We start from the raw sequence: 21757 nt of genomic DNA, 5'->3' as shown, positions 1-21757 counted from the left end.
GCTAATGTTAAGAAAAATCAATAAAATATTACTCCTACTGACATTGATGTTAAGATGTTCCGGTGTTTATGCGCAAGAATTTGCGCATATCACAGGGAATGTTTCAGGCCTTGGCAATGGCAAAGTGCATCTATCTTATGAAATGGATGATGTGGTTTATAAAGATTCTGTACAGGGGAAAGCTGGTGTATTCGAAATTAAAGTGCCTTTAAAAGAGACGGCCATATGTACACTATCCACCTCAGTTAATCAGCAGATTAAAATAGTTATACTCGAAAAAAAGCCGGTTTCTGTTTCAGGAGATATTAATAAGTTTTACGACCTCAACATCTTGGGTGCGAGTGAAAACGATATTTTTAATCAATATAAAAACAGTCTTTCAGCAGCTGCTTTTAAAAGGCCTGAAAAAACCGGCAATCATGACGAAGATGTAGCAGAACTTAAAAAGTATGCAGCAAAGTATCAGCTGTTAAAAGATACTGTGCTCAATCATTTCATAGCGGCTCATCCTGAACGTGTAAGTGCGGCAATCGCTATTTTAGATATGTATGTTACTTATCCCAACCGTACTAAGGCCGCTGCGGCTTATCAGAAATTAGCTGATAAAACGCAGCAAGGCTTTTATGGGAAAAAGATAAAAGAATTTATGGATGCTGTAGAGATCACCGGCGTTGGCAAAATGGCTCCTGAATTTGCTTTAAAAAACAATGAAGGGAAGTTATTTTCAATTTCGGATTTTAAAGGGAAATATGTGCTCATCGATTTCTGGGCTAGCTGGTGCGGGCCCTGCAGATTGGAAAATCCAAACCTGGTAAAAGCATTCGAAAAATTTGGTCCACATGGATTTACAATAGTGGGCCTATCAATGGATAGTTCAAAGGAAAGTTGGTTAACTGCGGTAAAAACAGATAGTCTCAGCTGGATACAGTTAAACGATCCAAAATCAACCTCGGGTAAAACTGCGGGAATTTATGGTGTGAAAAGCTTGCCAGCAAATTTCCTGCTTAACCCTGCCGGAAAAATTATTGCCAGAAATTTAAGAGGTGAGGCACTGGAAAAAAAGCTCAGCAGCATATTTAAACTATAGATGCTGATTAGTTAGCAAATAAAAGCAAAACAACTGAGTAGAAGCAGTTGATTAGTTCGTGATAATAGATGACGATGCAGGATGATGGATGTCTCCTGCATTTTTTTATCCAATCGTATACCTAATTTAATTAAACAAATGATTACCAAAAAAACACTGATCTGTTCCATTCGGATATTTCTCATCTGGATGGTTGGATTATTAAATGCTTCAGCTCAATCTAACCCTATAGCTGTTTACTTAACATTGAAAAATGTAAATGTAGTAGATGTAGAAAAGGGAAGAGTGGATACAGGAATGACAGTTATCATAAAAAATGACCGTATTGAATCTATTTTCCCTGCAAAACGGAACCACTTAAAAGGTAAAGTGATTGATCTTGGGCACAAATTCCTGGTTCCGGGGTTGATAGATTCACATGCGCATTTAACCAACGTTAGTGGCTCTCCAGTGAAGAGCGGGCATACGCGTATTCGAATTATCTGCTAAAACACGGCATCACCACAATTAGAGATCCGGCAGCAAACGGTTCTGTTTTAAAAGAGGTGCAACAACAGGTAAACAATGATTTGCGTGTTGGAGCTGATGTTTATTATGCCGCTTTTATGGCCGGAGACTGGTATTACAACAGGGGTATTGGTTTGAGAAAAGAGCCATATCATCCTTGGGAACAATTGGTAATGCCCGGAACAAATTTAGACAGTGCAATGAAAGCAGCCAAAAGTTTTGGTGCTACAGGGGTAAAACTTTATCATTCTTTTAATGCCGTATTTTTAAAGAAAGTAGTTTTTGCCGCAAAGCGAAACAAGCTGCTGGTTTGGGGGCATGCCATGTTGTACCCTGCAAAACCGCTCGAAGTTGTTCGTTCAGGAGTTGAGGTAATTTCTCATGCCAGCATGCTCGCTTACCTAATAGATGACCCTAAACTGGGTTACAGAAAAGTACCCCAAGCCTATAAAGACAGTGTTGGTGCAGCAATTGATGTGCATGAATTGGCCAAAGCAATGAAAAAAGGAAACGTAATTTTAGATGCCACGCTTTCTGTTTCAGAAGTTAAAGAGCAGTGGATTTTCGACCTTGTTAAAAAACTTCATTTATTGGGTGTTAAAATCTCAGCCGGAACCGATAAAATTACCGTTTTGGAAAACCCATATCCGCACCTGATTGATGAGTTAAATTATTTTGTAAATGATTGTGATTTTACGCCAGCAGAAGCACTGGCCGCAGCCACAATGATCTCAGCTGAAACTATCGGTCAGCAGAAAAACATTGGAAGTATTAAAAAAGGCAAAAAGGCAGATTTGTTAGTGTTGACTGAAAATCCCTTAAAAAATATTAATGCATTAAAAAAGCAAGAGATGATAATTAAGCACGGTAAAATAATTTTTTAATGTAAAGGACTTACGGAATTTAAAGTTGCATAAGCTTACGTGTTGGTATGGAGAATATTACCGGTGGAAAATAAAAATCTTTACTTCAAGAAAGAAAATTGATGAGCATTCCCCGGTAATTATACTTTGGGATAATACTGCCAGTAATAAAGCAGGCGCTTTGGTATTTTTTACTGTGGATGGAGAGAATCTTATCATTTGGTTATATTGATGATTTCTGCAACAACTGATTGATAAATCAATTTAGCTAAATGGGTAGAGTTTAAACTCAAACTCACCTCATAATGGCTCAATTAATTATTCCTGATGAAGGGTTGCGTAGGTATTACACTTTGATTGATGATTCTGATTACGTGCCAATGCAACTTTCCCATTAAATCAGCTTTGCCGAAAACCCTCACCTGAACCTGTATGCCTTTAAAGGTGGTGGAAATTTCGAGAAAATCATTTTCTATTTCAAGATTGGCCAAAGCGGTTTTAAATCGCTTCAGTATGGCTTTGTTAAAAAGCTCGGTGTCATTTGGCAAGTAGAGAGTTTTCATATCCAAATATAAGTTAAATTGTAGTTTTACGAATACAATATGCCGTATATTTGACATTAGTCAAATAAAATTTTTCCAAGTGTTTATTTTATGTCATAAATACAGGTTAAATCAGAATATTTTAAATTTATAAATCCTCAAATGCCTGATTACCCGACGATTGCACAGCCGTATGTTTTTTGCCTTTTTAAAAGTCATTGTAAATGAAAAGGTTGCCTCTGCTATACGTTAGGCAACCCATTTTGTTATCTGTTTAGCTTACTGTTTATTGCCCTTAGAAATGCTCTGGTTTTTCGAATTTTTGTTATGATCAGCTTTGCCCGATATAATTATTACAACATTCGATTCGTATTCCGTTGCTGTCTAAATTGTAAAAAAGAACCGATTAAAAACAAGATAAAGAGCACCAAAAGTGTTTGACCGATAATTGCATCTGATGGAGCTTTTGCTAAAGGATGACCAACAGGTACACGCGTAAAAGTTTCGTTTAACAGTTGGAACGAGCGACAAGAAAAAACTAAACGAAAGCAGAAAGTTTTCAAAAAAACGTGCCCTGATGTTTCCCTTCTTCTTATAATAAAGATAATAGGCGATTAAGATTAACACCACAATAAACAGCGAAAAAATATGACCTGGATTAAAACCACCATGTTTTGATAGGCCCAGGGCGGTTAAAGACGTGATAAGTGTTAAATAAAAATAAATTTTGCCGCTAAGCTTGTCCAGGTCAATTTTACCATTTTTAATAAAGCCTGTAACTGCAGATCCAATCGCGATAACGCCGATTACTGTGTGAAAAATTCCTAAACTTGATAGTGCCATTTTTTTAATGTTAAATTAATTGATGGCACAAAGTTGCTGTACTTAACAGGAAAGTGTTTTGTTGGTTAGCCCAATTTTTTGGTATTTTGGTTCAGAGCCGCAATTATAGAACCTTAACAGTTGTATTTTTCAACCGAAAGCCTGTTGGCGAAATCCCATATTTATCATGAAAACTTTTGGTGAAGTTAGACAGCTCATTAAAACCGCAATTAAAAGCGATATCAGTAATTCGTTCTTCAGAAACCAGAAGCAGTTCGGCCGCCTTTTCCAATCGCTTGTTCTTTATATAATTAGCGGGAGAGTCATTATATAGTTTTTTAAATTCCCTTTTAAAGGAAGATACACTCAAATTGGTTTGCTCTGCCAGTTCCACAACACCAACCTGCGAAAATAAGTTAGCTTCTATAATTTGCTTAAATGTATAAGTTATAGGCGAAAAAAGTTGGGATAAAATGACCTGTATGGTTTCGGCTTCACGAGTTTGCGACAACAATAAAATAATTTCCTTCAGCTTTAAGATTAAAATTTCCTCATTTGCTAGAGCACGGGTTCTCAAAATAAAACAAAAGACCCTCAATATATTTCTGAATCAAAAAATCATTATTGATTATTCTGCTGGTTTGATTGGTGATTTTTTGACTCTGCTGAAATATTAAAGGAAGTTCCCTTTGGTAAATTTTTTTTAATATCTCCGGATGGAAAGTTACAATTACAATTTCGCCGTCACTTTTATTGGCATCGCTTATCTGTTTACCAGAATTTATACAGTTGAGCAGCAGCGCATGGTTTGTAGGAATATTGAGATGGCTTTCATCAAACTGAAATCTTGTAGTACCTTTTAGTATATATAAGAAGCAGGCCCGGTCTGCAACGGGAAAAGAAAATTCAAAAGGCGGTTTCAGGTCAACTTTTTGAATGAATGTCTGGCCAAATAAATCAATTTTTCTATAGTCTGTAACCATTAAATATTTTCGAAGTAAATAGCTTTTAAGTGTATAATAATTGTTGCTTACCGTATAGTCAAATGTAGCAAATTTTTGAGCGTGTTAAAGTTGTTCTCTTTATTAGTTAAGTGCTAGTTACGGGGAAATTTAATTTAACCACAGATAAAAAGGATGCACACAGATATAAAAATCCGTGTTTATCTGTGTCCATCTGTGGTTAAAAACGCTAAACTTAATAATATGGTTCGCATCTTGATAATACGCTGCATTCTCCAGAAAAAAATAAGCGTTGATTAGCTATATTTACATAAAACCAAACATTAACTAAATTAATCCAACCACGCCCTAAGTTATGTGGTATAATATATGTCAAAGCCACTACGCTCAGCCTTAATCTGCGACCAAAAAATCTTCAATATGGTTAAAATGTTATGCTTTGGTTTTCTAATAATCTGCTGTTATTTTAGCGGCTTTGCACAATCATCGGGGCAAAATAGGGTTGCCATAAATACAATAAATGCCGCATTACAGAATGTGCAAAGCGATACTGCAAGGCTCCGTCTTCTGCATGCCAAGGGAAATTTTTATATGATTGCCTTTGGCCAAAACCGCATGGCAGTTAAAAACCTTGATAGTGCCTACATGGCTTATAATAAGGCGAAAAATTTAGGTATAAAATTACGCATTGATTCTACCTTCGGTAGGATACCCTAGTGTGTTAAAACTTGGAGAGGTGATGATGCGAAAAGGCGATACCACGCAAGGCATGCGAATGATCCATGAAGTAATTTCTTTTTACCACCACAATGGCAATCAAAACAGGGAAGCAGAGGCACTTCATTTAATGTATAAGTGTTTGGCACAAATCGACCGGGCAAGGGCTATTAAAGGATTTGAACAGGTATTAAATTTACGTAGGAAGCTTGGACAAAATGATTTAGCCATAAATGCAGGTTACAACATTGTGGTGCTGGTTTTTGGTACGGGCGACATTGTTAAGGCCGATAACATCTGTTCTGCATTAATTACCGAATTTAAATCAAAAAAGAACACCAAACTAGATATGCTCTATATCCACTCCGCAATGATATGCCGCTACAGAGGTAACCTCGATAAAGCATTGGAGCGCACACTGGATGGGATGCACTGGATTAATAAAACACAGGGAAAATCGCCCCTGCGAAAGCTTCTGAGCTGTATGGCGAATTCGGTCAGATTTATCAGGAATTGGGACAGGTAGAACCCAGCGTAGCATGGTACCGTAAAACGATTGAAGTTAGGGAAAAACTTTCCCTTGATCGCCGTTTAATTTTGAGAACAGCAGGTTTTATGATCCAGGGGCTTATCAAACTTGGCCGAACCAAGGAAGGTTTGCATTATTTTCATGGATTGATTAAAAGAAATCCTCCTGCAAATTCAGAACAAGAGGCAATTATTGCACAAATTAAAGCTTATTGTTATGATGCCCTTAAGCGTTACGACCTTGCAGAATACTATTTCAAAGAGATGTTAAGGCTCGCCCCGGCCGATATGGACGAAGAATTGTTAACCCTTTCAAAGCTTGATGTAGCCCAGTTTTACATCCGTCAAAAGAAATTCGCCCAGGCCCGCCTTTTAATCGCTGGTGAGGTTAATGCGCAAAAAACTTTATCCATAAATAAGGATGTTTATCTGGCAATATTCAAAATAGATTCTGCCCAGGGGCATATGAAAGAGGCTATAACAAACTATCAAAGGTATAAATCCATAAATGATTCAATTTTTAATGAAACAAAAAGCAGGCAGATAGAAGAGCTACAAATAAAGTATGCAACCGAACAACGTGAGAGCGACATCAGTTCGCTGAAAAAAGATAGTTTGTTGCAGAATGAAAAAATTAAACAGGCCAACAGTACACGTAACCTCACCCTTATAGCCATTGGTTTACTGTTAATTATCATTGTACTTTTATACAATTCGTACCGGATCAACCAGAAAAAGACCAAGGAAATTGACCTTAAAAATGCTTCTTTAAATACGCTTTTGGAGGAGAAAGACACACTTTTAGCAGAGAAAGAATGGTTGATTAAAGAGGTGCACCACCGCGTTAAAAATAACCTGCAGATTGTGATGGGTTTACTCCAGCGCCAATCATCTTTTATCAATAACAAAGAAGCATTGGATGCAATTCAGAATAGTGAACAACGCATGCATTCTATCGCACTGATTCACCAGAAGCTCTATCAGAGCGAAGATTTTTAAATCGGTAAACATGGTTGATTATATTGCCGAGATGATAGGTTACTTGCAGGAAAGTTTCGGTTTGGATAGCCAGATTTCTTTTTGATAAACAGGTTGATGAAATCGATTTCGACATCGCAACCGCAGTTCCATTAGGTTTAATTCTTAACGAAGCCATTACTAATGCCATTAAATATGCTTTTAAGGCAAAGCCAGGTGGCCGTATTGATATCCAACTCAAACAAACCGGCGAAGAAACATTTTGCCTGCAAACTTCGGATGATGGCAGGGGTTTGCCCGAATGATCTGGAGCCGGCTGAAATCCATTCGATGGGTTTTAACCTGATAAGAGGTTTAAGCAAACAGTTAAACGGCAAACTTGAGGTAGAAAATCAGGATGGATTAACCCTGATCATAAATTTTAAGTGCCAGGCCCGTTTACATTGAGCCAACGATATTTCGTTGCGGCACAACGTTAATTCGTTGTTTTAAAACTAAGAGATTGTTGCCATACCAACCTCAAATTCAGAAATCAAATTAATGAAGCGTTAATTTTAACGGAATAATTCTTGTTATTGCCCTTACAACCATAATGTGTATCTTCATATCATCAATAACGTTTAGCTCATGAGTAAAAAAATACTTATCGTAGAGGATGAATTTGTAATTGCCGATGTTTTAAGCAATTTCCTGCAATCTGCAGGCTACCAGGTTTGCGGATTGGCGGATAGTGTTCCGGAAGCCCTTGATATGATTGAGCAGCACCAGCCGGATTTAATTTTACTCGATATTTATTTAAAAGGCAAATTAACAGGAATCGACCTAGCCCATCGTTTAAGTGAAGATGGCTTACCATTCGTTTACATATCTGCAAATTCAAACCAAAAAGTATTACAAGATGCAAAAATTACCAATCCATATGGGTTTGTAGTTAAGCCATTTCGCGAAAAAGATGTACTGATTGCTATTGATATTGCTTATTATCGCCATCAGCAGCAGCTTCAACAATCTGCAACACAACATGCATCGCTACAGAAAAAAGCAGCACAGATTTTGGTTTCTGAAGAAAGCTGGGTGAATAAACTGCTTGCAATTGCGAAGTATTTGCAGCCCTATATCCCTTTCGAATTTTTATCGATCGGCCTTCGGCAGGAAGATGCAGATGATTTTTACGAACTGAGTTTTTCCAGGATCGGTTTTGATGATTATCAGGTCATCACTGTACACGAACTGATGGTAATTACCAATTGCAAGCTACATGAACTTGCACAATTAAAAGCAAAAGACAGGGCCGACATACTGGCCACCTGGTATGATGAAGATGAATTGCAACAGCAACTTTCAGTGCCATCATTAAAAAAGGTTTTGGTAAAAAAATATCATTTAAAATCCCATCTGTCACTGCCGATCATCCTGGCCAATAAAAAAACATGTTATTTTAATTTTTACAGCAGGAGGGCAGATGCCTACCAGGGCGAACATTTATTGGTCTGTAATCAGATTATGCATATTCTGTCGGGTTTTTTAAATGGCATGTTTTACCAGTCTGGTAGCCCTATAGTAGATCATACAGCGGGGTTTACACCTTACCAACCTGTCGAAATTAAAGATAAGGATAATTTATTCCAGGGAATTATAGGGCGCAGCCATTTGCTTTTGAGCGTATTCGATCAGGTAACTCAAGTAGCAGGTGCAGATTCTGCTGTTCTTATCCATGGAGAAAGTGGAACAGGAAAGGAGAAAATAGCTGAACGGATCCACGCATTATCGAGCCGGAAAGACAAGCCGTTTATTCGCATTAATTGTGCGGTGCTGCCTGCAACCCTTATAGATTCAGAACTTTTTGGTCATGAAAAAGGTGCTTTTACCGGAGCGCATGAGCGTAAAATCGGAAAGTTTGAGCAAGCCCATACCGGAACCATATTTTTGGATGAAATTGGCGAATTACCGCTTGAGTCGCAGTCGAAGCTTTTGCGTGTGCTACAGGAAAAAGAAATTGAGCGTATTGGTGGGCGTGGTCCGATTAAAATAAATGTTAGGGTAATAGCCGCCACTAACCGTAAATTGGATATTGAGGTTGCCGAAGGCCGTTTCAGGCTGGATCTTTATTACCGGATTAATGTATTTCCTATCCTTATGCCAGCACTTCGTGAGCGTAAAGAAGATATTGCAGCCCTTGCTACCCACTTTCTTAAAATATATGCCAGAAAAACCGGTAAAACAGTTACAGCAATTGCTCCGGCTGTGATTAGCCTAATGGAGCAATACCAATGGCCCGGAAACATTCGCGAACTGGAGAATTTAATCGAAAGAAATGTGCTCTTAACCAGGGAAGAAATCATCAGTACAATGGTATTGCCCACTTCAACAGGATCGGGGGAACGTTTTGTACCCGCTAGCCTTGGAATCGGCACCATGCAGGATGGAGAACGTACACATATTCTTTCTGCGCTAAAAAAATGCAATGGAAAAATATGGGGAGAAGATGGTGCTGCCCGGTTGCTTGACCTTCCGCCCACCACGCTGAATTCGAAAATGAAAAAACTTGGTATCCGAAAAGATTATGGATTTTAAACACTTGCTAAAATTTTAACGTTGCCGTACTGCCCGTCATCAGGATATTTTTTCCAGGCCCGGCTTCTTTAAGAAAATCACCTGCCATAAACCAGGTCAGTTCTTGCCGTAAAGAAAAGTATTTACTAACCGTAAAACTGAATTCGGCTCCCAGCTGACCACCAATTTTTTTAGAAGTTCCGGCAGAAGATGGATAAATTAGCCGCCCGTTTTACCGCATAAAGCCCGTCTTCTCTACTCATGCGGTAAAAAAGATCGTAATCGATGGCGAAGGCCATTTTTTTATTTAAGGATAACTCTAAATAGGGGTGTGCATCAATAAGATTATAAGGACCTATTAATGCCGCCAGCCCAAAGTACGCACCTTTTGGAAACAAAGGGTTAAAAGTATTGAGTTTTCCATCACCTTTTTTCTTGTCTCCGCTTATAATTTCAGTTTTCAATCCCAGCTTTGGCTTTGCATAGGTGTTGTTAAATGAATAGGAGAGGTTGGCCGATAATGTCCATGCAGCAATCTCGTTGCCATTAAATTTTCCAAACTGATATAAGCTTTCAATATCATACTGAAAGGGGGAGGAACTGCGCCAAAGCCTGCCACCTATCGAATGACGCTTCTCTTTTCCTTTGCCCTCATTAAAGGTTGCAGCATTTTTATCGATGCCAAGATAATATACATCCAGATTTCCAAGGAGAGGAACCTTGTTTATAACGGCGTAAGCTCCCCAAAGTTTGGTGCCCCTGTTAAAAACATCATCAAAAATTTCTGGTTTGGCGTTTACATAATAACCGTAAAATGCATCAAGTTTAACATCTTTGGCAGAAAACATTCCCTTTACTGCATCAAAAGATTGCCTGTTATTAGGAGCTTCACGAACGGCAATCAATCGTTGAGAACCGTAAGATAATTCCTGGCGGCCAAATCTAAAAACCAATGCATCCTTATTTGTCGTTGATGAGAAATCGATAAAACCCTGGTGCATTTCCAACGGATTTTGGTCAACAGGTGAAGGTGTTTCTACCTCGCCGCTGGCCATACTGCTTTGTAATTGCACAAATGCCCGCCAGTGTTTGCCTGCATGGAAATCCAAATGACCTAACAGCCTGCTTAAAATAAATCCGTCTTTATCTACCGGAGCTTCGCCCCAATCCTGGTTTTTAAACTTAAAATATTGGTACCTCACCTCACCACCAAAACTTAAATAGGTGGATTTATCTTTATTTAACGGACTAAACTTTAGCTTATCGTACCAGTTTTTAGCAGAATCCGAAACTCCGATTGCATAGTTCTCATCAAACCTTGATGATTTGAAAGCATTTTCTTGTGCTTTTGCTGAGTAGCAAACACAAATAATAAACAGGGAGAGTATATATTTCACGATCTTATTTTCCTACCCAATAACCAAACTCATGCCCGATAAGCATTAATGGCCTGGAACCATTATTTTCAATTTCCAAGGTTAATTGAACCGCTACATTTCGATGTTCAGTAAAATATTTTACGAAATAGCGCTGTTTTGTACGTGCTGTATTCTATCAGGAGCTTATAGCCCTGTAGCTCAATAAAATTTAATTGAGATGAGCTTTTTTTGTCATTTTATCAGCCATTCCTTCCAATGTTTTTAACTACGCTAAATCATTCTGGTAACGCTATATCGTTGCCGCAAGCTTAAAGTACAACGAAATAGCGCTAATAAATAGGTTCGTTTATTTTTTAAATACCTGTTAATCAGTTTTTTAATATTTAGGCCAGGCTTTTGCCTTTCATCAGGCTGTAACCAAAAACCGTAACAAGATGAAGAATGCTCCCTCGAACACAATTGTATTTATCACAGGTGCTTTTGTAACCAATGATTGCTGGAAAGAATGGACGGAATATTTTCTGCAAATGGAATTTAAGGTGTTGGCCCCTGCATGGCCCCATAAAGATGCACCTGCATGCACATTGCGCCAGCGACAGCCTGATGCTCAAATAGCTAGCCAGCGTTTGGCAAGCCTTACCGAATACTTTTCGCAAATTATTGCTCAATTGGATGAAATGCCAATCCTTATCGGCCATTCAATGGGTGGCCTGATTGCCCAGCTATTACTTCAAAAGGGTCAGGCCAGTGCCGCAATTGCCATCCATTCGCTGCAACCCCAGGGTGTTTTTACATTTAAATATAGTTTTTATAAGGCCGGGTGGAAAGCACTTGGCTTTTTTACAAATCCCAATAAAAGTTACCTGATGTCGTTTTCAGCCTGGCAATATGCCTTTACCAATGGTATGGATTATGACGCCCAAAAAGAGGCTTATTACAGCTATCTCGCTCCAGAATCCAAGCTGCTGATCAGGGATGCAACCACCACAGCTGCCAAAATTGATTTCGCCAACCCGCACCAGCCTTTGCTTTTTATTTCGGGCAGTGAAGATCGGTTTATTCCAGCCTCGCTCAATTATACCAACTACCAAAAGTACACGCACCAAAGTTCGATAACAGCATACAAAGAATTTCCAGGCAGAAACCATTTTGTACTCGGCCAGCCCGGGTGGAAAGAAATTGCAGATTATATTTCCGGTTGGCTATCAAATCTTAAATCTTAAAACGATGAAAACAATTAGTAAAATAAACCGCATTTTTTTCTTTCTGCTCTTGTTATCTTATAGCTTAAAAAGCTATGGTCAGGAAAAAGCAGATCTGATTATTTACAATGCAAAAATTACCACCATGGCCAAAACTGGTGAATTTAAGCAGGCCATAGCGGTAAAAAAAGGGATTATTCTGGCTACAGGCACTAATGCCAATATCCTTAAAGCTTATAAAACCAGTGGTTCTAAACTTTATAATGCTGCGGGTAAAACAATCATTCCGGGAATAAACGATTCACATATCCATGCGATCAGGGAAGGACTAAATTTTAACATGGAACTTCGCTGGGATGGGGTAAAAACACTTAAAAGAGCAATGGAAATGCTTAAAGAGCAGGCCGCAAGAACTCCTGAAGGTGCGTGGATTAAAGTTGTAGGCGGCTGGAATGAGTTTCAGTTTGAAGAAAAGCGTCAGCCCACCATCGACGAAATTAATACTGCTGTGCCTGATAAGCCTGTATTGATTACTTACCTGTATGGGAAGGCTTTTGTGAACAAGAAAGGGATAGAATTACTCGGTTATGATAAGAACACCATCTACCCCGGAAGCCTGGTTGAACTCGACCAAAGCGGAACACCCACCAGGCATGCCTTCTACGCCAAAGAAACCCCAATGGCAATTTACAAAACACTCGCCCTTACCGGGAAACTAAATGACCAGGAGCGGATTAATAGCTCGGCACACTTTTACAGAGAATTAAACCGGTTCGGAATTACCAGTGTAATAGATGCGGCGGGTGGTGCCCAAAACTATGATGCCGATTACCAGGCCTCTCTCGCGCTTGCAAAGGCTGGACAACTCACGGTACGCACCGCATATTATTTATTTGCACAGCAAAAAGGGCAGGAATTTACTGACTATGAAAAATGGATAGGCCAGACACATCCAAACAAAAACGACCACCTATTAATGGCCAATGGTTATGCAATGGAAGGTGCCGGCGAGAACCTGATTGCTTCCGGAGCAGATTTTGAAAATTTTTTGGAACCCCGAATCGAGCTATCTCCTGAAATGGAAAAAGACCTGGAACCGATTATCAGATTGCTTGTTAAAAACCGATGGCCCTTTCGCCTCCATGCAACCTATGGCGAATCTATTGCACGCATGTTAACGGTTTTTGAAAAAGTTAACCGCGATACGCCTTTTAATGGTTTGCGGTGGTTTTTTGATCATGCAGAAACCATAAGTGACGATGAACTTATAAGGGTTAAAGCATTGGGAGGAGGTATAGCAGTTCAGTTTAGGATGTATTACCAGGGAGAGTTGTATCAAAAAATGTATGGGCAGCCCAAAACGCAGCTGCCACCAATTAAAAAGATGCTGGCACTGGGTATCCCGGTAGGGATGGGTACCGATGCACCAAGAATTTCTACCTACAATCCATGGATGGCACTGCATTGGTTAATTACGGGTAAAACCATCGGCGGTATGCAGTTTTGGCCTAAAAATCAGGTACTGGATAAATTTACCGCACTAAAATTATATACCTCAGGAAGTGCCTGGTTTTCGGGCGAACAACACTTAAAAGGTAAACTTGTTAAAGGCATGTATGCTGATATGGTAATGCTCTCAGATGATTATTTCTCTTCAAATCCAGATCAAATGAAAAAAATCACCGCTTTGTTAACAGTGGTTAATGGCAAGGTTGTATACGCTTCAGGGCCATTTAAAAAAGACTGCCCACCTATTGATCCGGTTATTCCTGCCTGGTCGCCTGTAAAATACTTCGGTGGTTATCAAAAATAAATTAGTTAAACAATTGTAAATCAATTCAATATGAAAAATATTTTTTTAGGATCTGCATGTACCTTTCTGTGGTTACTTGCATTAAGCTTTAGCGTATTTGCACAAATGCCCCAGCCCCCAATAGTACCTATATGGGATGCCAACAAGGTAACCCTTGGCCTCGAAAAATTGGATAATGATATTTATGCCATAATCCCCACAACAGCAAAAACAGAAACCAGTAAAGGGATTCCGCAGGCAACCACCGGTGGTTTTGTAATAGGCGATAAGGGCGTATTGTTAATTGAAGTGATGATGACCAGGGGGCTTTTTGAGCAGCAACTCAAACTTATACGCTCTGTAACCGATAAACCCATCATTTATGCGGTGAATACGAGTGATCACGGCGACCATTGTTTTAGCAATTACCTACTTGATAAAAAGACGGTTATCATCCAAAACGATTTTGCCAAAGAAAACTTATCTAAAAACTATCCGGGGATAAAATCTTTTATGGTTGGCTTGTTTGGAGCTGGCAGGGGCATTGAAGACAGCGAATACCGTCCGGCAGATATCACCATTCCGAAAGGAGGGAAGCTTGAGGTGGATATGGGTGAAGGAAAAATTGTGCAATTGCTTAATATTTCGCCTGCCCAATCGATGGCTGATCTATTTGTTTGGATGCCCAATCAAAAAATTTTCTGGGCTGGTAATCCATTTATTGCAGAAAGCCCGGCAATTCCCTGGTTGTTTGATGGCGTTTTTCTTGAGCCCAGCGTCAATTTAAATAAAGTTTACGATTTTTTACCTGATGATGCCATCATTATTCCCGGGCATGGCCGCATCACCAATAAGGCTGGTATTAAATTTACCATTGATTATGTAAACGAGCTTCAAAAGGAAGTAACAGCCGCCGTAAAAAAAGGACTCACACTTGAGCAAACCAAAAAAGAAGTAACAATGAAAGCGTACGATAAAGGCTATGTACTTTTTAACTGGCTGCATTACAATTTTAACCTGCCCAATGCCTATAAAGACATCAAAAAAAAATAATCAACCATAAATTCTAAACAAACATGAAAACTATTTCTAATTTAAACAGCGCAATGCTCATGCTGCTTTTTACAGCACTTTCACTAAACTTGTATGCCGCAGTTGTGCCGGCGAATCCTCCTGCTAATTTTAAGCATCAATATGCCAGCGTAAATGGCGTAAAACTCCATTATGTTATTGGTGGAAAAGGCGAACCATTGCTGCTTATCCATGGTTTCGGTCAAAACTGGTTTATGTGGAACAGACTCTTGCCCGAACTTTCCAAACACTTTACCGTAATTGCTCCAGATATGCGCGGTGTTGGCGAATCAGGAAAAACGGCTGCAGGTTACGATAAAAAGAATATGGCTAAAGATATGCACGAGCTAATGATTAAACTTGGCTATAAAAACGTAAATGTTGTTGGGCATGATATTGGCCTGATGGTTGGATATGCTTATGCTGCCCAGTTTCCGAAAGAAGTAAAAAAACTGGCTCTCCTTGATGCATTGTTGCCGGGTATAGAGCCTGTTTGGTCGCAAGTGAAATCTCAGGCATGGTGGTTCGGTTTTTTTGCACAACCAAATTCTGGTAAACTCGTTTCTGGTAAAGTGGGTTTGTTTTTTACAGATTTTTGGCCAACAGTTGGTTTTAAAAAGAATGCATTTAGCGCAGCTGAAACTGCCGAGTTTATTCGGGCCTATTCAGTTTATGGCGCAACAACAGGTGCTTTCCATTGGTTTGGAGCCTTTAATCAGGATGCAAAAGACAATTTGGAATTAGCTAAAACCAAACTCTCCATGCCAGTACTGGCCATGGGTTCCGATCATTTTGCTGCACCTTTCTTAGCTACCCATGTTCGGCTTGTAGCAAACCAGGTTACCGAATCCATAATTAAAGATTCAGGGCATTGGATAGTACAGGAAAATACGCCTCAGGTAAAAAAGGATTTGCTTTCATTTTTGCTGCGTTAATTAGTTTATAAAAAATAAGTGTTCCAAATCAATTTTTTGGGCATTTATTATTAAATTATAAAACCTATAAAACCCTTTGAATTAAGGTTTTACAACCAAATCATCACTTACATTGTTTATGGAATTACAATTAAAAAATAAAAAAGCGTTAATTACCGGGTCTACAGCCGGAATTGGTTTTGCAACGGCACTTCAGTTGGCAAAAGAAGGTGCTGAAGTAATTGTTAACGGACGCACCGAAGAGCGGGTTGCCCAGGCTGTAGCCAAAATTAAAAACGAAAGTGGAAATGAACTTGTGAGTGGTATCGCTGCTGATTTCGGCGACATTAACGCTGTTAATAATTTAATTGCACAGTTACAGCATATCGACATCCTCATCAATAATGTAGCTATTTTTGAACCCAAAGCTTTTGCAGATATTACCGATGAAGATTGGCTGCGTTTTTATGAAATTAACGTAATGACCGGAATTCGTTTATCACGCGCATACTTTGATAAAATGCTAAAAAAAGGATGGGGGAGGATCATTTTTATTTCCAGCGAGTCTGCAATACAGATTCCTGAAGAAATGATTCATTACGGAATGACAAAAACCGCACAACTTGCAATTAGCAGAGGCCTCGCAGAATTAACCAAAGGTACGGCGGTTACCGTAAATGCGGTGTTGCCTGGTCCAACCCTTTCAGAAGGTGTTGGTGGTTTCATTGAAAACCTGGCCAAAGCGCAAAATAAAACGACAAAACAGGTAGAAGCAGATTTTTTTATAACAACCAGGCCAACCTCCATTATCCAGCGTTTTCTAAGTGTTGAGGAAATTGCAAACATGGTTACCTATCTGGCAAGCCCATTATCATCGGCCACAAATGGCGCAACCATCCGTGCAGAGGGAGGATTATTAAAAGGAATAATTTAGCTAGTTAATGTTTATTGTAAGGTATTTGATAATTACCGTTTAATCACTTGATATTGAAGTGATTTAATTTATTGACATTCAGTAATTAAATAAAAAAAGGAATGATTTTCTATCCATTCCTTTTTATGTGAAGCCGAAAGGAGGTGAATTTATTGGTTTATGTAATTGTGAATCAGTTTCTTATGTTATTTACCAGCTTTCTAGGACCAAATACTGAATTTTATTTTTTTGAGTACAATTCTTATTTAAAAATAGAGAAATGATTAAATATTAAAAATCATAGGTGAGTTTGATACCAAATAAACATAGGTTAACTCCACCAAACTGTTTTAAAAATTATTGTATCCGTGGCTGGTGGTCTGCCATCACCCATTCGTTGTGTTTACAGTTTTTGCAATCGGTTTCTTGGCCTTTACTAATCGTTTCTACTTTTCCACAAAAGCTACAGGCATATTTCCCATCCTGAGTTATTATAGTTGATGCCGTGTTAAATGCCTTAGGCAAAATAGGGTAACCCCGGCTTCACCTCACTGTCGGGAAAAAAGAATATGCTTACGCAGCCCGAAGTTTCTAATATTGCGGTTTTCACCTGCCCCAAATGGGATACGCCCTGCTGTCGGAGCTCTGAGAAAAATTCGTCCTGAGCCAGGGTTTCTTTACGAAATTCGTTGACTGAAAACATACCTTCTTCTATAAAATATGTAGCTTTTCCTTCAACCAGATCATCAAAGCCCTTGCTTTTTGCCATTAAATAAGTGGTTAGCCTATAGGCGCTAACAATAATTGCAAAAATCGCTACAGGTACCATTAGCCCGATTTCTTTGTAAAACATTGGATCACCTGCTGCGGATCCAAGGCTAATGATCACCACCATTTCAAATACCGACAATTGTCTAACCCCTCGCTTACCCAGAAGCCTAAGCCCGATAAGGATGATAAAATACATCAGTATGGTGCGGATGGCTATCTCAACAAGAAATCCCCATTTTTCCTCTCCAACCATAATCTTGGTCCAATCTATATCCTGCATGATTTGAGTTTTGACTATAAATGTGGCTAAAGTAAACTAAAATATTTAATATGATTATGCCTCTAATGTTGCATGATAAAAGATAGGTAGAAAAGTTTTACTCGCAGCACAAATACTATGGCAAAAAATATCCTTCATACAGTTTTCTTTAATCCGTTGTTCATTTAGGCTTCTTCAAGTTCAAAAATGAATGTTGATCCCTTTCCAGGTTCGCTTTCAAGGGTAATTGAAGAACCGTGGAGTTCAATAATAGTAGATACCAGGTATAAACCTATGCCAAATCCAGGAATGAGCCTGGTGTGTTCGCTTTCAATCCGATGGAATTTTTTGAACAAATTCTTTTGATCCGCTGGCGAAATTCCTATCCCCTGATCGCAAACACTTACACGGATTTTCTTATTTGCCGTCAGGCATGATATAGTGATGTCTCCTCCACTAGGGCTATACTTCTGTGCATTGCTGACCAAATTGGTCAATATCATCGAAATTTTCTCCCGGTCAGCAAATGCCGTAAGCGTTGTTTCACCATGGTAGAAAAAATGATGCTTAGGACTTGCTATGGCTGCGTCTTCCATTATATCGGAGATTAGCGCCGGTAGGTCGAACGGTGATTTTTCAATATGGATATGCCCGCCCTCTAACCTCGAAATGTGAAGGAAACTACTAATCATGCTTTCCATTTTTTTGCTCTGCTCTGCTGCTTTATCCAGGGCTTTTCGAAGGAAATCAGGATTTTCTATTTTTGCCTGTGCAATCTGGATGTAAGATTTTAATGAGGTCAAAGGTGTTTTAAGCTCATGACTAACAAAACCCACGAACTCTTCTTTTTCTTTTCTGCCAGTTTTTTGTCGGTGATATCTCTTGCAATTTTGGATACCCCTATCACTTCCCCAGCACTGTTTTTGATTGGTGATATTGTAAGCGACACACTAACAAGGGCGCCGTCTTTTTTCAACCGTTGGGTTTCAAAATGATCTACACGGATCCCTTTACGCAACTGGGCCAATATTTTAGGCTCTTCTTCTAGGCGTTCCGGAGGGATGATCTTTAGAATAGATTCGCCGATCATCTCACCGGCATTGTATCCGAAAATACGTTCTGCTGAAGCGTTCCAGCTTGTAACCACACCGTTCAGGTCCTTTGCTTACAATTGCATCATCTGAGGATTCAATGATTGCGATAAGCCTGCGGGCGTCTACTTCGGCTTTCCTGTTAAAGGTTAGATCCCGCGCGATTTTCGATATCCCGATAACGATACCAGAAGCATCGTATATAGGAGAAATCGTAAGCGAAACATCAATCAGGGATCCATCTTTGCCGAGCCTTTGGGTCTCAAAATGGTCAATCCGGATTCCATTTTTTAACTGTGTAAGGATCATCTGTTCCTCGTCTTGCCTTTCAGGTGGAATCAGCCTTAAAATCGGTGTTCCGATTATTTCTTTTGTACTATAGCCGAAAATCCGCTGTGCAGAATTGTTCCAGCTGGTAACAATTCCGTTAAGGTCCTTACTGATAATCGCATCATCTGATGATGCCACAATTGAACTCAGGACTGCACTTTTTTCATCTGCACGCTGAAGTAAGCTGATCAGTTTGCGGAGTTCTGCATGATCTAGTTTTAGCTCAGTTTCATGTTCTTGGTAGGCCCTGAATTTATCTATTACCTGTTTAGTTTCGTTCATCTACAGATCAATTTTACACAAGATAGGAATATAATTACCATTGTGGAAAAGGGTAGGCGGCAATGGATTTTAAACAGAAGTAAAAAATAACTCGAGCTGAACACTGACGCAGGGAAATATGTTAACTAATCAGTAAGAAATAAAAGGCAAACCACTTATTTGGCAGATCAAAACAAAATGGAGATAACTGTGGGTGTTTTCTAACTTAAATAGCAGATAATCATTTGTTTGCATGTTGTGGGATATTTGACCATAATAAAAATACCGCCTGACAAGTGGCTGAAGCGTTCCGATGGAGAAGTTATGGCTGAACCATTCTTGCTGCCTTAACCATGTATTGTGTGTTTTTTCGGGTAAAAACACGGTAAATTCTAATTTTTCAATTTGCCATACATTTTAGAATTAGCAATCTGAAGCTGTTAAAGATTTTAGATGGTGATTTTCGTTTTCCTTTGGATGATTCAACCAATAATAGAAACCACGGTTGCTTAACCGAAACACCCAAGATCATTCAACTAAAAATATTCTTCTATGCTTCTTTAGTAATTCTAATAGCTCCCATCTCCGTTATAATAAACGACGAAAGCATTTTTATTTCTGATGATTCTATATTTTCGGTAAAAATCCATAAAACTTTCCTAACCTTGGTATGGTTGTAGGATTATGCAAATTTCATCCCTATCCACCACAGTACGGCCAGTAAAAAAACTATACCATTATCAGGAAAATGATATTGAAACCCTCTTCGAAAAACTAAGCGGTAGTAATAAAAGTCGTTTGCTATATCAATTGGCCACTGGCGGTGGTAAAACGGTTATTTTCTCGCAGATAGCAGACAGGTATATTCAAAAGTACGGCAGAAAAGTTATTGTACTTACCCATAGACGTGAATTGTGCCGGCAGACATGCGCAGGCATTAAAAACTTCTGGCGTGCAAAACAAGGTGGTAAATAGTGCTGTTAAGAGGGTGGCTAAAAAAGACAGTTATGCCTGCTATGTAGGTATGGTTGAAACGCTAAAGAACCGTATACACGATGGATTGATTGATACGGAAAATGTGGGCCTTGTTATTGTGGATGAAGCACATCATAATTCATTTCATAAACTGCTTGGAAAATTCCCCAACGCATCCATTATCGGGGTAACAGCTACGCCTTTTTCGGCGGATGCGAATCTCCCTATGCATAGGTATTATGATGAACTCATTGTAGGTGAACCTATTGGTGCGCTTATTGAACAGGGCTTTTTGGCAAAACCAAAAACCTATGGTTATGATGTAGAGCTCAATACGTTAACAAGGGGCTTGCACGGAGATTTTACAGTGGCCAGTTCTGATGAGCTTTATGCCTCTCCAGCTATGCTAGAGCTTTTGCTCCATGCTTACAGGGAACATGCTATAGGTAAAAAAACATTGATTTTTAACAACGGAATCTTTACCTCCCGTAAAGTGTTAGAAGTTTTTACTAAGCGCAGGTTATGCCATTAGGCACCTCGACAATAAAACTGATGTTTCTGAACGTGAAGAAATTTTAAAGTGGTTTAAAAAAACGAAAGGAGCCATTCTAACCTCAGTATCGATTTTGACAACTGGTTTTGATGAGCCAACGGTTCAGTCGGTGATTTTAAACCGGGCAACAACCTCCATTACGCTTTACCACCAGATGATAGGCAGAGGGGCGAGGCGCTTGCCGGGAAAAAAAACATTCAATATTATCGATCTGGGTAACAATACCGAGCGGTTTGGAGATTGGGATGCACCTTTAGACTGGAAACATATTTTTGAAAATCCAGAAATTTATCACCAGGTTTTGAACAAAGCGGCAGAAGACATTCATCAGATGCCCGCGGAAATGAGGAGCAAATTTCCTAATAGTGCCGGTATCGCATTTGATGTACTCGCTGCCTACCAGCTTATTCTTGAAAAGGGTGAAAAAGCAAAAACGGTTCTTAGGGATTCAATACGGCAACATGCGATGATGTGTGCAGATAATTCAGATACGGTGAGCCAGGCACTTGAACTATCTTCGGAGCTGGATAAAGAGATTAATTGGAGAATAAAACAATATGTAAAATGCTTGGGCACAGTAACAAAAAATTATGTGAAATGGCTGGGTGAGGATTATAGGAACCGGCTTACGGTATTGATTGAAAAAATCATGTCCAGAAGGGCAATGATGCTTACAGCAGTATGACC

24 protein-coding genes are annotated in these 21757 nt (G+C 39.2%); 16 read left to right on the top strand and 8 right to left on the bottom strand.

Features of this window, described 5'->3' with window-relative positions; translation table 11 throughout:
• Positions 1 to 46 precede the first annotated feature (46 nt).
• The 3 genes from AC0IWE_RS04720 (at position 47) to AC0IWE_RS04710 (ending at position 2478) form a co-directional block, all read left to right on the top strand.
• On the top strand, positions 47 to 1087 hold the full coding sequence (locus tag AC0IWE_RS04720; RefSeq protein ID WP_471792139.1) for a redoxin domain-containing protein: 1041 nt from the start codon (positions 47 to 49) through the stop codon (positions 1085 to 1087).
• 138 nt (positions 1088 to 1225) lie between these two features.
• Positions 1226 to 1576 (top strand): hypothetical protein, encoded by a 351-nt coding sequence (locus AC0IWE_RS04715; RefSeq protein ID WP_471792138.1) that lies wholly within the window; start codon positions 1226 to 1228, stop codon positions 1574 to 1576.
• Positions 1570 to 2478, top strand: a complete 909-nt coding sequence (locus tag AC0IWE_RS04710) for an amidohydrolase family protein (protein ID WP_471792405.1) — start codon at positions 1570 to 1572, stop codon at positions 2476 to 2478. The genes AC0IWE_RS04715 and AC0IWE_RS04710 overlap by 7 nt, the downstream gene beginning before the upstream one ends.
• Positions 2479 to 2771: 293 nt before the next feature.
• On the opposite strand, the gene AC0IWE_RS04705 is transcribed toward AC0IWE_RS04710, so the two are convergent.
• The 3 genes from AC0IWE_RS04705 to AC0IWE_RS04695 all read right to left on the bottom strand — a co-directional run bounded on the left by AC0IWE_RS04705 (position 2772) and on the right by AC0IWE_RS04695 (position 4804).
• Positions 2772 to 3020, bottom strand: coding sequence for a hypothetical protein (locus tag AC0IWE_RS04705; RefSeq protein WP_055906948.1), 249 nt, complete (start codon positions 3018 to 3020; stop codon positions 2772 to 2774).
• A gap of 925 nt (positions 3021 to 3945) precedes the next feature.
• Positions 3946 to 4332: a helix-turn-helix domain-containing protein gene (locus AC0IWE_RS04700; RefSeq protein ID WP_471792137.1), complete on the bottom strand. Its 387-nt coding sequence runs from the start codon at positions 4330 to 4332 to the stop codon at positions 3946 to 3948.
• A 40-nt stretch (positions 4333 to 4372) separates the two neighbouring features.
• Positions 4373 to 4804 (bottom strand): hypothetical protein, encoded by a 432-nt coding sequence (locus AC0IWE_RS04695; RefSeq protein ID WP_471792136.1) that lies wholly within the window; start codon positions 4802 to 4804, stop codon positions 4373 to 4375.
• Positions 4805 to 5152: 348 nt separating this feature from the next.
• Here AC0IWE_RS04695 and AC0IWE_RS04690 point away from each other — a divergent pair, with 348 nt between their 5' ends.
• The 5 genes from AC0IWE_RS04690 (at position 5153) to AC0IWE_RS04670 (ending at position 9580) form a co-directional block, all read left to right on the top strand.
• Entirely contained in the window at positions 5153 to 5500 is a 348-nt protein-coding gene (locus AC0IWE_RS04690; RefSeq protein WP_471792135.1) for a hypothetical protein, read from the top strand.
• A gap of 22 nt (positions 5501 to 5522) precedes the next feature.
• Positions 5523 to 6026: a hypothetical protein gene (locus AC0IWE_RS04685; RefSeq protein WP_471792134.1), complete on the top strand. Its 504-nt coding sequence runs from the start codon at positions 5523 to 5525 to the stop codon at positions 6024 to 6026.
• Entirely contained in the window at positions 6014 to 7027 is a 1014-nt protein-coding gene (locus AC0IWE_RS04680) for a tetratricopeptide repeat protein (RefSeq protein ID WP_471792133.1), read from the top strand. Before AC0IWE_RS04685 ends, AC0IWE_RS04680 begins: the two co-directional genes overlap by 13 nt.
• 65 nt (positions 7028 to 7092) lie before the next feature.
• Positions 7093 to 7311: an ATP-binding protein gene (locus AC0IWE_RS04675; protein WP_471792404.1), complete on the top strand. Its 219-nt coding sequence runs from the start codon at positions 7093 to 7095 to the stop codon at positions 7309 to 7311.
• Between the two features lie 322 nt (positions 7312 to 7633).
• Positions 7634 to 9580 carry a sigma 54-interacting transcriptional regulator gene (locus AC0IWE_RS04670; RefSeq protein WP_471792132.1) on the top strand — a complete coding sequence of 649 codons (1947 nt, stop codon included), beginning with the start codon at positions 7634 to 7636 and terminating at the stop codon, positions 9578 to 9580.
• 170 nt (positions 9581 to 9750) lie between these two features.
• On the opposite strand, the gene AC0IWE_RS04665 is transcribed toward AC0IWE_RS04670, so the two are convergent.
• Positions 9751 to 10956, bottom strand: a complete 1206-nt coding sequence (locus AC0IWE_RS04665) for an alginate export family protein (RefSeq protein WP_471792131.1) — start codon at positions 10954 to 10956, stop codon at positions 9751 to 9753.
• Between the two features lie 416 nt (positions 10957 to 11372).
• Here AC0IWE_RS04665 and AC0IWE_RS04660 point away from each other — a divergent pair, with 416 nt between their 5' ends.
• The 5 genes from AC0IWE_RS04660 to AC0IWE_RS04640 all read left to right on the top strand — a co-directional run bounded on the left by AC0IWE_RS04660 (position 11373) and on the right by AC0IWE_RS04640 (position 16851).
• On the top strand, positions 11373 to 12161 hold the full coding sequence (locus tag AC0IWE_RS04660) for an alpha/beta hydrolase (protein ID WP_471792130.1): 789 nt from the start codon (positions 11373 to 11375) through the stop codon (positions 12159 to 12161).
• A gap of 4 nt (positions 12162 to 12165) precedes the next feature.
• A complete protein-coding gene (locus tag AC0IWE_RS04655) occupies positions 12166 to 13953 on the top strand; it encodes an amidohydrolase (RefSeq protein WP_471792129.1) in 1788 nt (595 codons plus the stop codon).
• 30 nt (positions 13954 to 13983) lie between these two features.
• Positions 13984 to 14985, top strand: coding sequence for an MBL fold metallo-hydrolase (locus AC0IWE_RS04650; protein WP_471792128.1), 1002 nt, complete (start codon positions 13984 to 13986; stop codon positions 14983 to 14985).
• A 23-nt stretch (positions 14986 to 15008) separates the two neighbouring features.
• The gene (locus AC0IWE_RS04645; RefSeq protein WP_471792127.1) at positions 15009 to 15938 is read left to right on the top strand and encodes an alpha/beta fold hydrolase; all 930 of its coding nucleotides are present in this window, start codon (positions 15009 to 15011) and stop codon (positions 15936 to 15938) included.
• 118 nt (positions 15939 to 16056) lie between these two features.
• The gene (locus AC0IWE_RS04640; protein ID WP_471792126.1) at positions 16057 to 16851 is read left to right on the top strand and encodes an SDR family NAD(P)-dependent oxidoreductase; all 795 of its coding nucleotides are present in this window, start codon (positions 16057 to 16059) and stop codon (positions 16849 to 16851) included.
• Positions 16852 to 17347: 496 nt separating this feature from the next.
• Here the strand turns inward: AC0IWE_RS04640 and AC0IWE_RS04635 are convergent, their stop codons facing one another.
• The 4 genes from AC0IWE_RS04635 to AC0IWE_RS04620 all read right to left on the bottom strand — a co-directional run bounded on the left by AC0IWE_RS04635 (position 17348) and on the right by AC0IWE_RS04620 (position 19563).
• The gene (locus tag AC0IWE_RS04635) at positions 17348 to 17881 is read right to left on the bottom strand and encodes a DUF421 domain-containing protein (protein WP_471792125.1); all 534 of its coding nucleotides are present in this window, start codon (positions 17879 to 17881) and stop codon (positions 17348 to 17350) included.
• Positions 17882 to 18045: 164 nt separating this feature from the next.
• Positions 18046 to 18663, bottom strand: a complete 618-nt coding sequence (locus AC0IWE_RS04630; protein WP_471792124.1) for a sensor histidine kinase — start codon at positions 18661 to 18663, stop codon at positions 18046 to 18048.
• Positions 18660 to 19007, bottom strand: coding sequence for a PAS domain-containing protein (locus AC0IWE_RS04625; protein WP_471792123.1), 348 nt, complete (start codon positions 19005 to 19007; stop codon positions 18660 to 18662). The genes AC0IWE_RS04630 and AC0IWE_RS04625 overlap by 4 nt, the downstream gene beginning before the upstream one ends.
• Positions 18952 to 19563 carry a PAS domain-containing protein gene (locus tag AC0IWE_RS04620; protein WP_471792122.1) on the bottom strand — a complete coding sequence of 204 codons (612 nt, stop codon included), beginning with the start codon at positions 19561 to 19563 and terminating at the stop codon, positions 18952 to 18954. Before AC0IWE_RS04620 ends, AC0IWE_RS04625 begins: the two co-directional genes overlap by 56 nt.
• Before the next feature lie 663 nt (positions 19564 to 20226).
• Between AC0IWE_RS04620 and AC0IWE_RS04615 the strand changes: the two genes are divergently transcribed.
• The 3 genes from AC0IWE_RS04615 to AC0IWE_RS04605 are packed head-to-tail and all read left to right on the top strand — an operon-like array spanning position 20227 to position 21755.
• Positions 20227 to 20517: a DEAD/DEAH box helicase family protein gene (locus tag AC0IWE_RS04615; RefSeq protein ID WP_471792121.1), complete on the top strand. Its 291-nt coding sequence runs from the start codon at positions 20227 to 20229 to the stop codon at positions 20515 to 20517.
• Positions 20495 to 21049, top strand: a complete 555-nt coding sequence (locus tag AC0IWE_RS04610) for a DEAD/DEAH box helicase (protein WP_471792120.1) — start codon at positions 20495 to 20497, stop codon at positions 21047 to 21049. Before AC0IWE_RS04615 ends, AC0IWE_RS04610 begins: the two co-directional genes overlap by 23 nt.
• Positions 21045 to 21755, top strand: coding sequence for a DEAD/DEAH box helicase (locus AC0IWE_RS04605; protein ID WP_471792403.1), 711 nt, complete (start codon positions 21045 to 21047; stop codon positions 21753 to 21755). Before AC0IWE_RS04610 ends, AC0IWE_RS04605 begins: the two co-directional genes overlap by 5 nt.
• Positions 21756 to 21757: the final 2 nt, after the last annotated feature.

The sequence above is a fragment of the Pedobacter sp. AC402 genome (assembly GCF_979252805.1).
The sequence above is the reverse complement of the archived record's forward strand: the minus strand, read 5'-3'. Positions and strand labels throughout refer to the sequence as shown.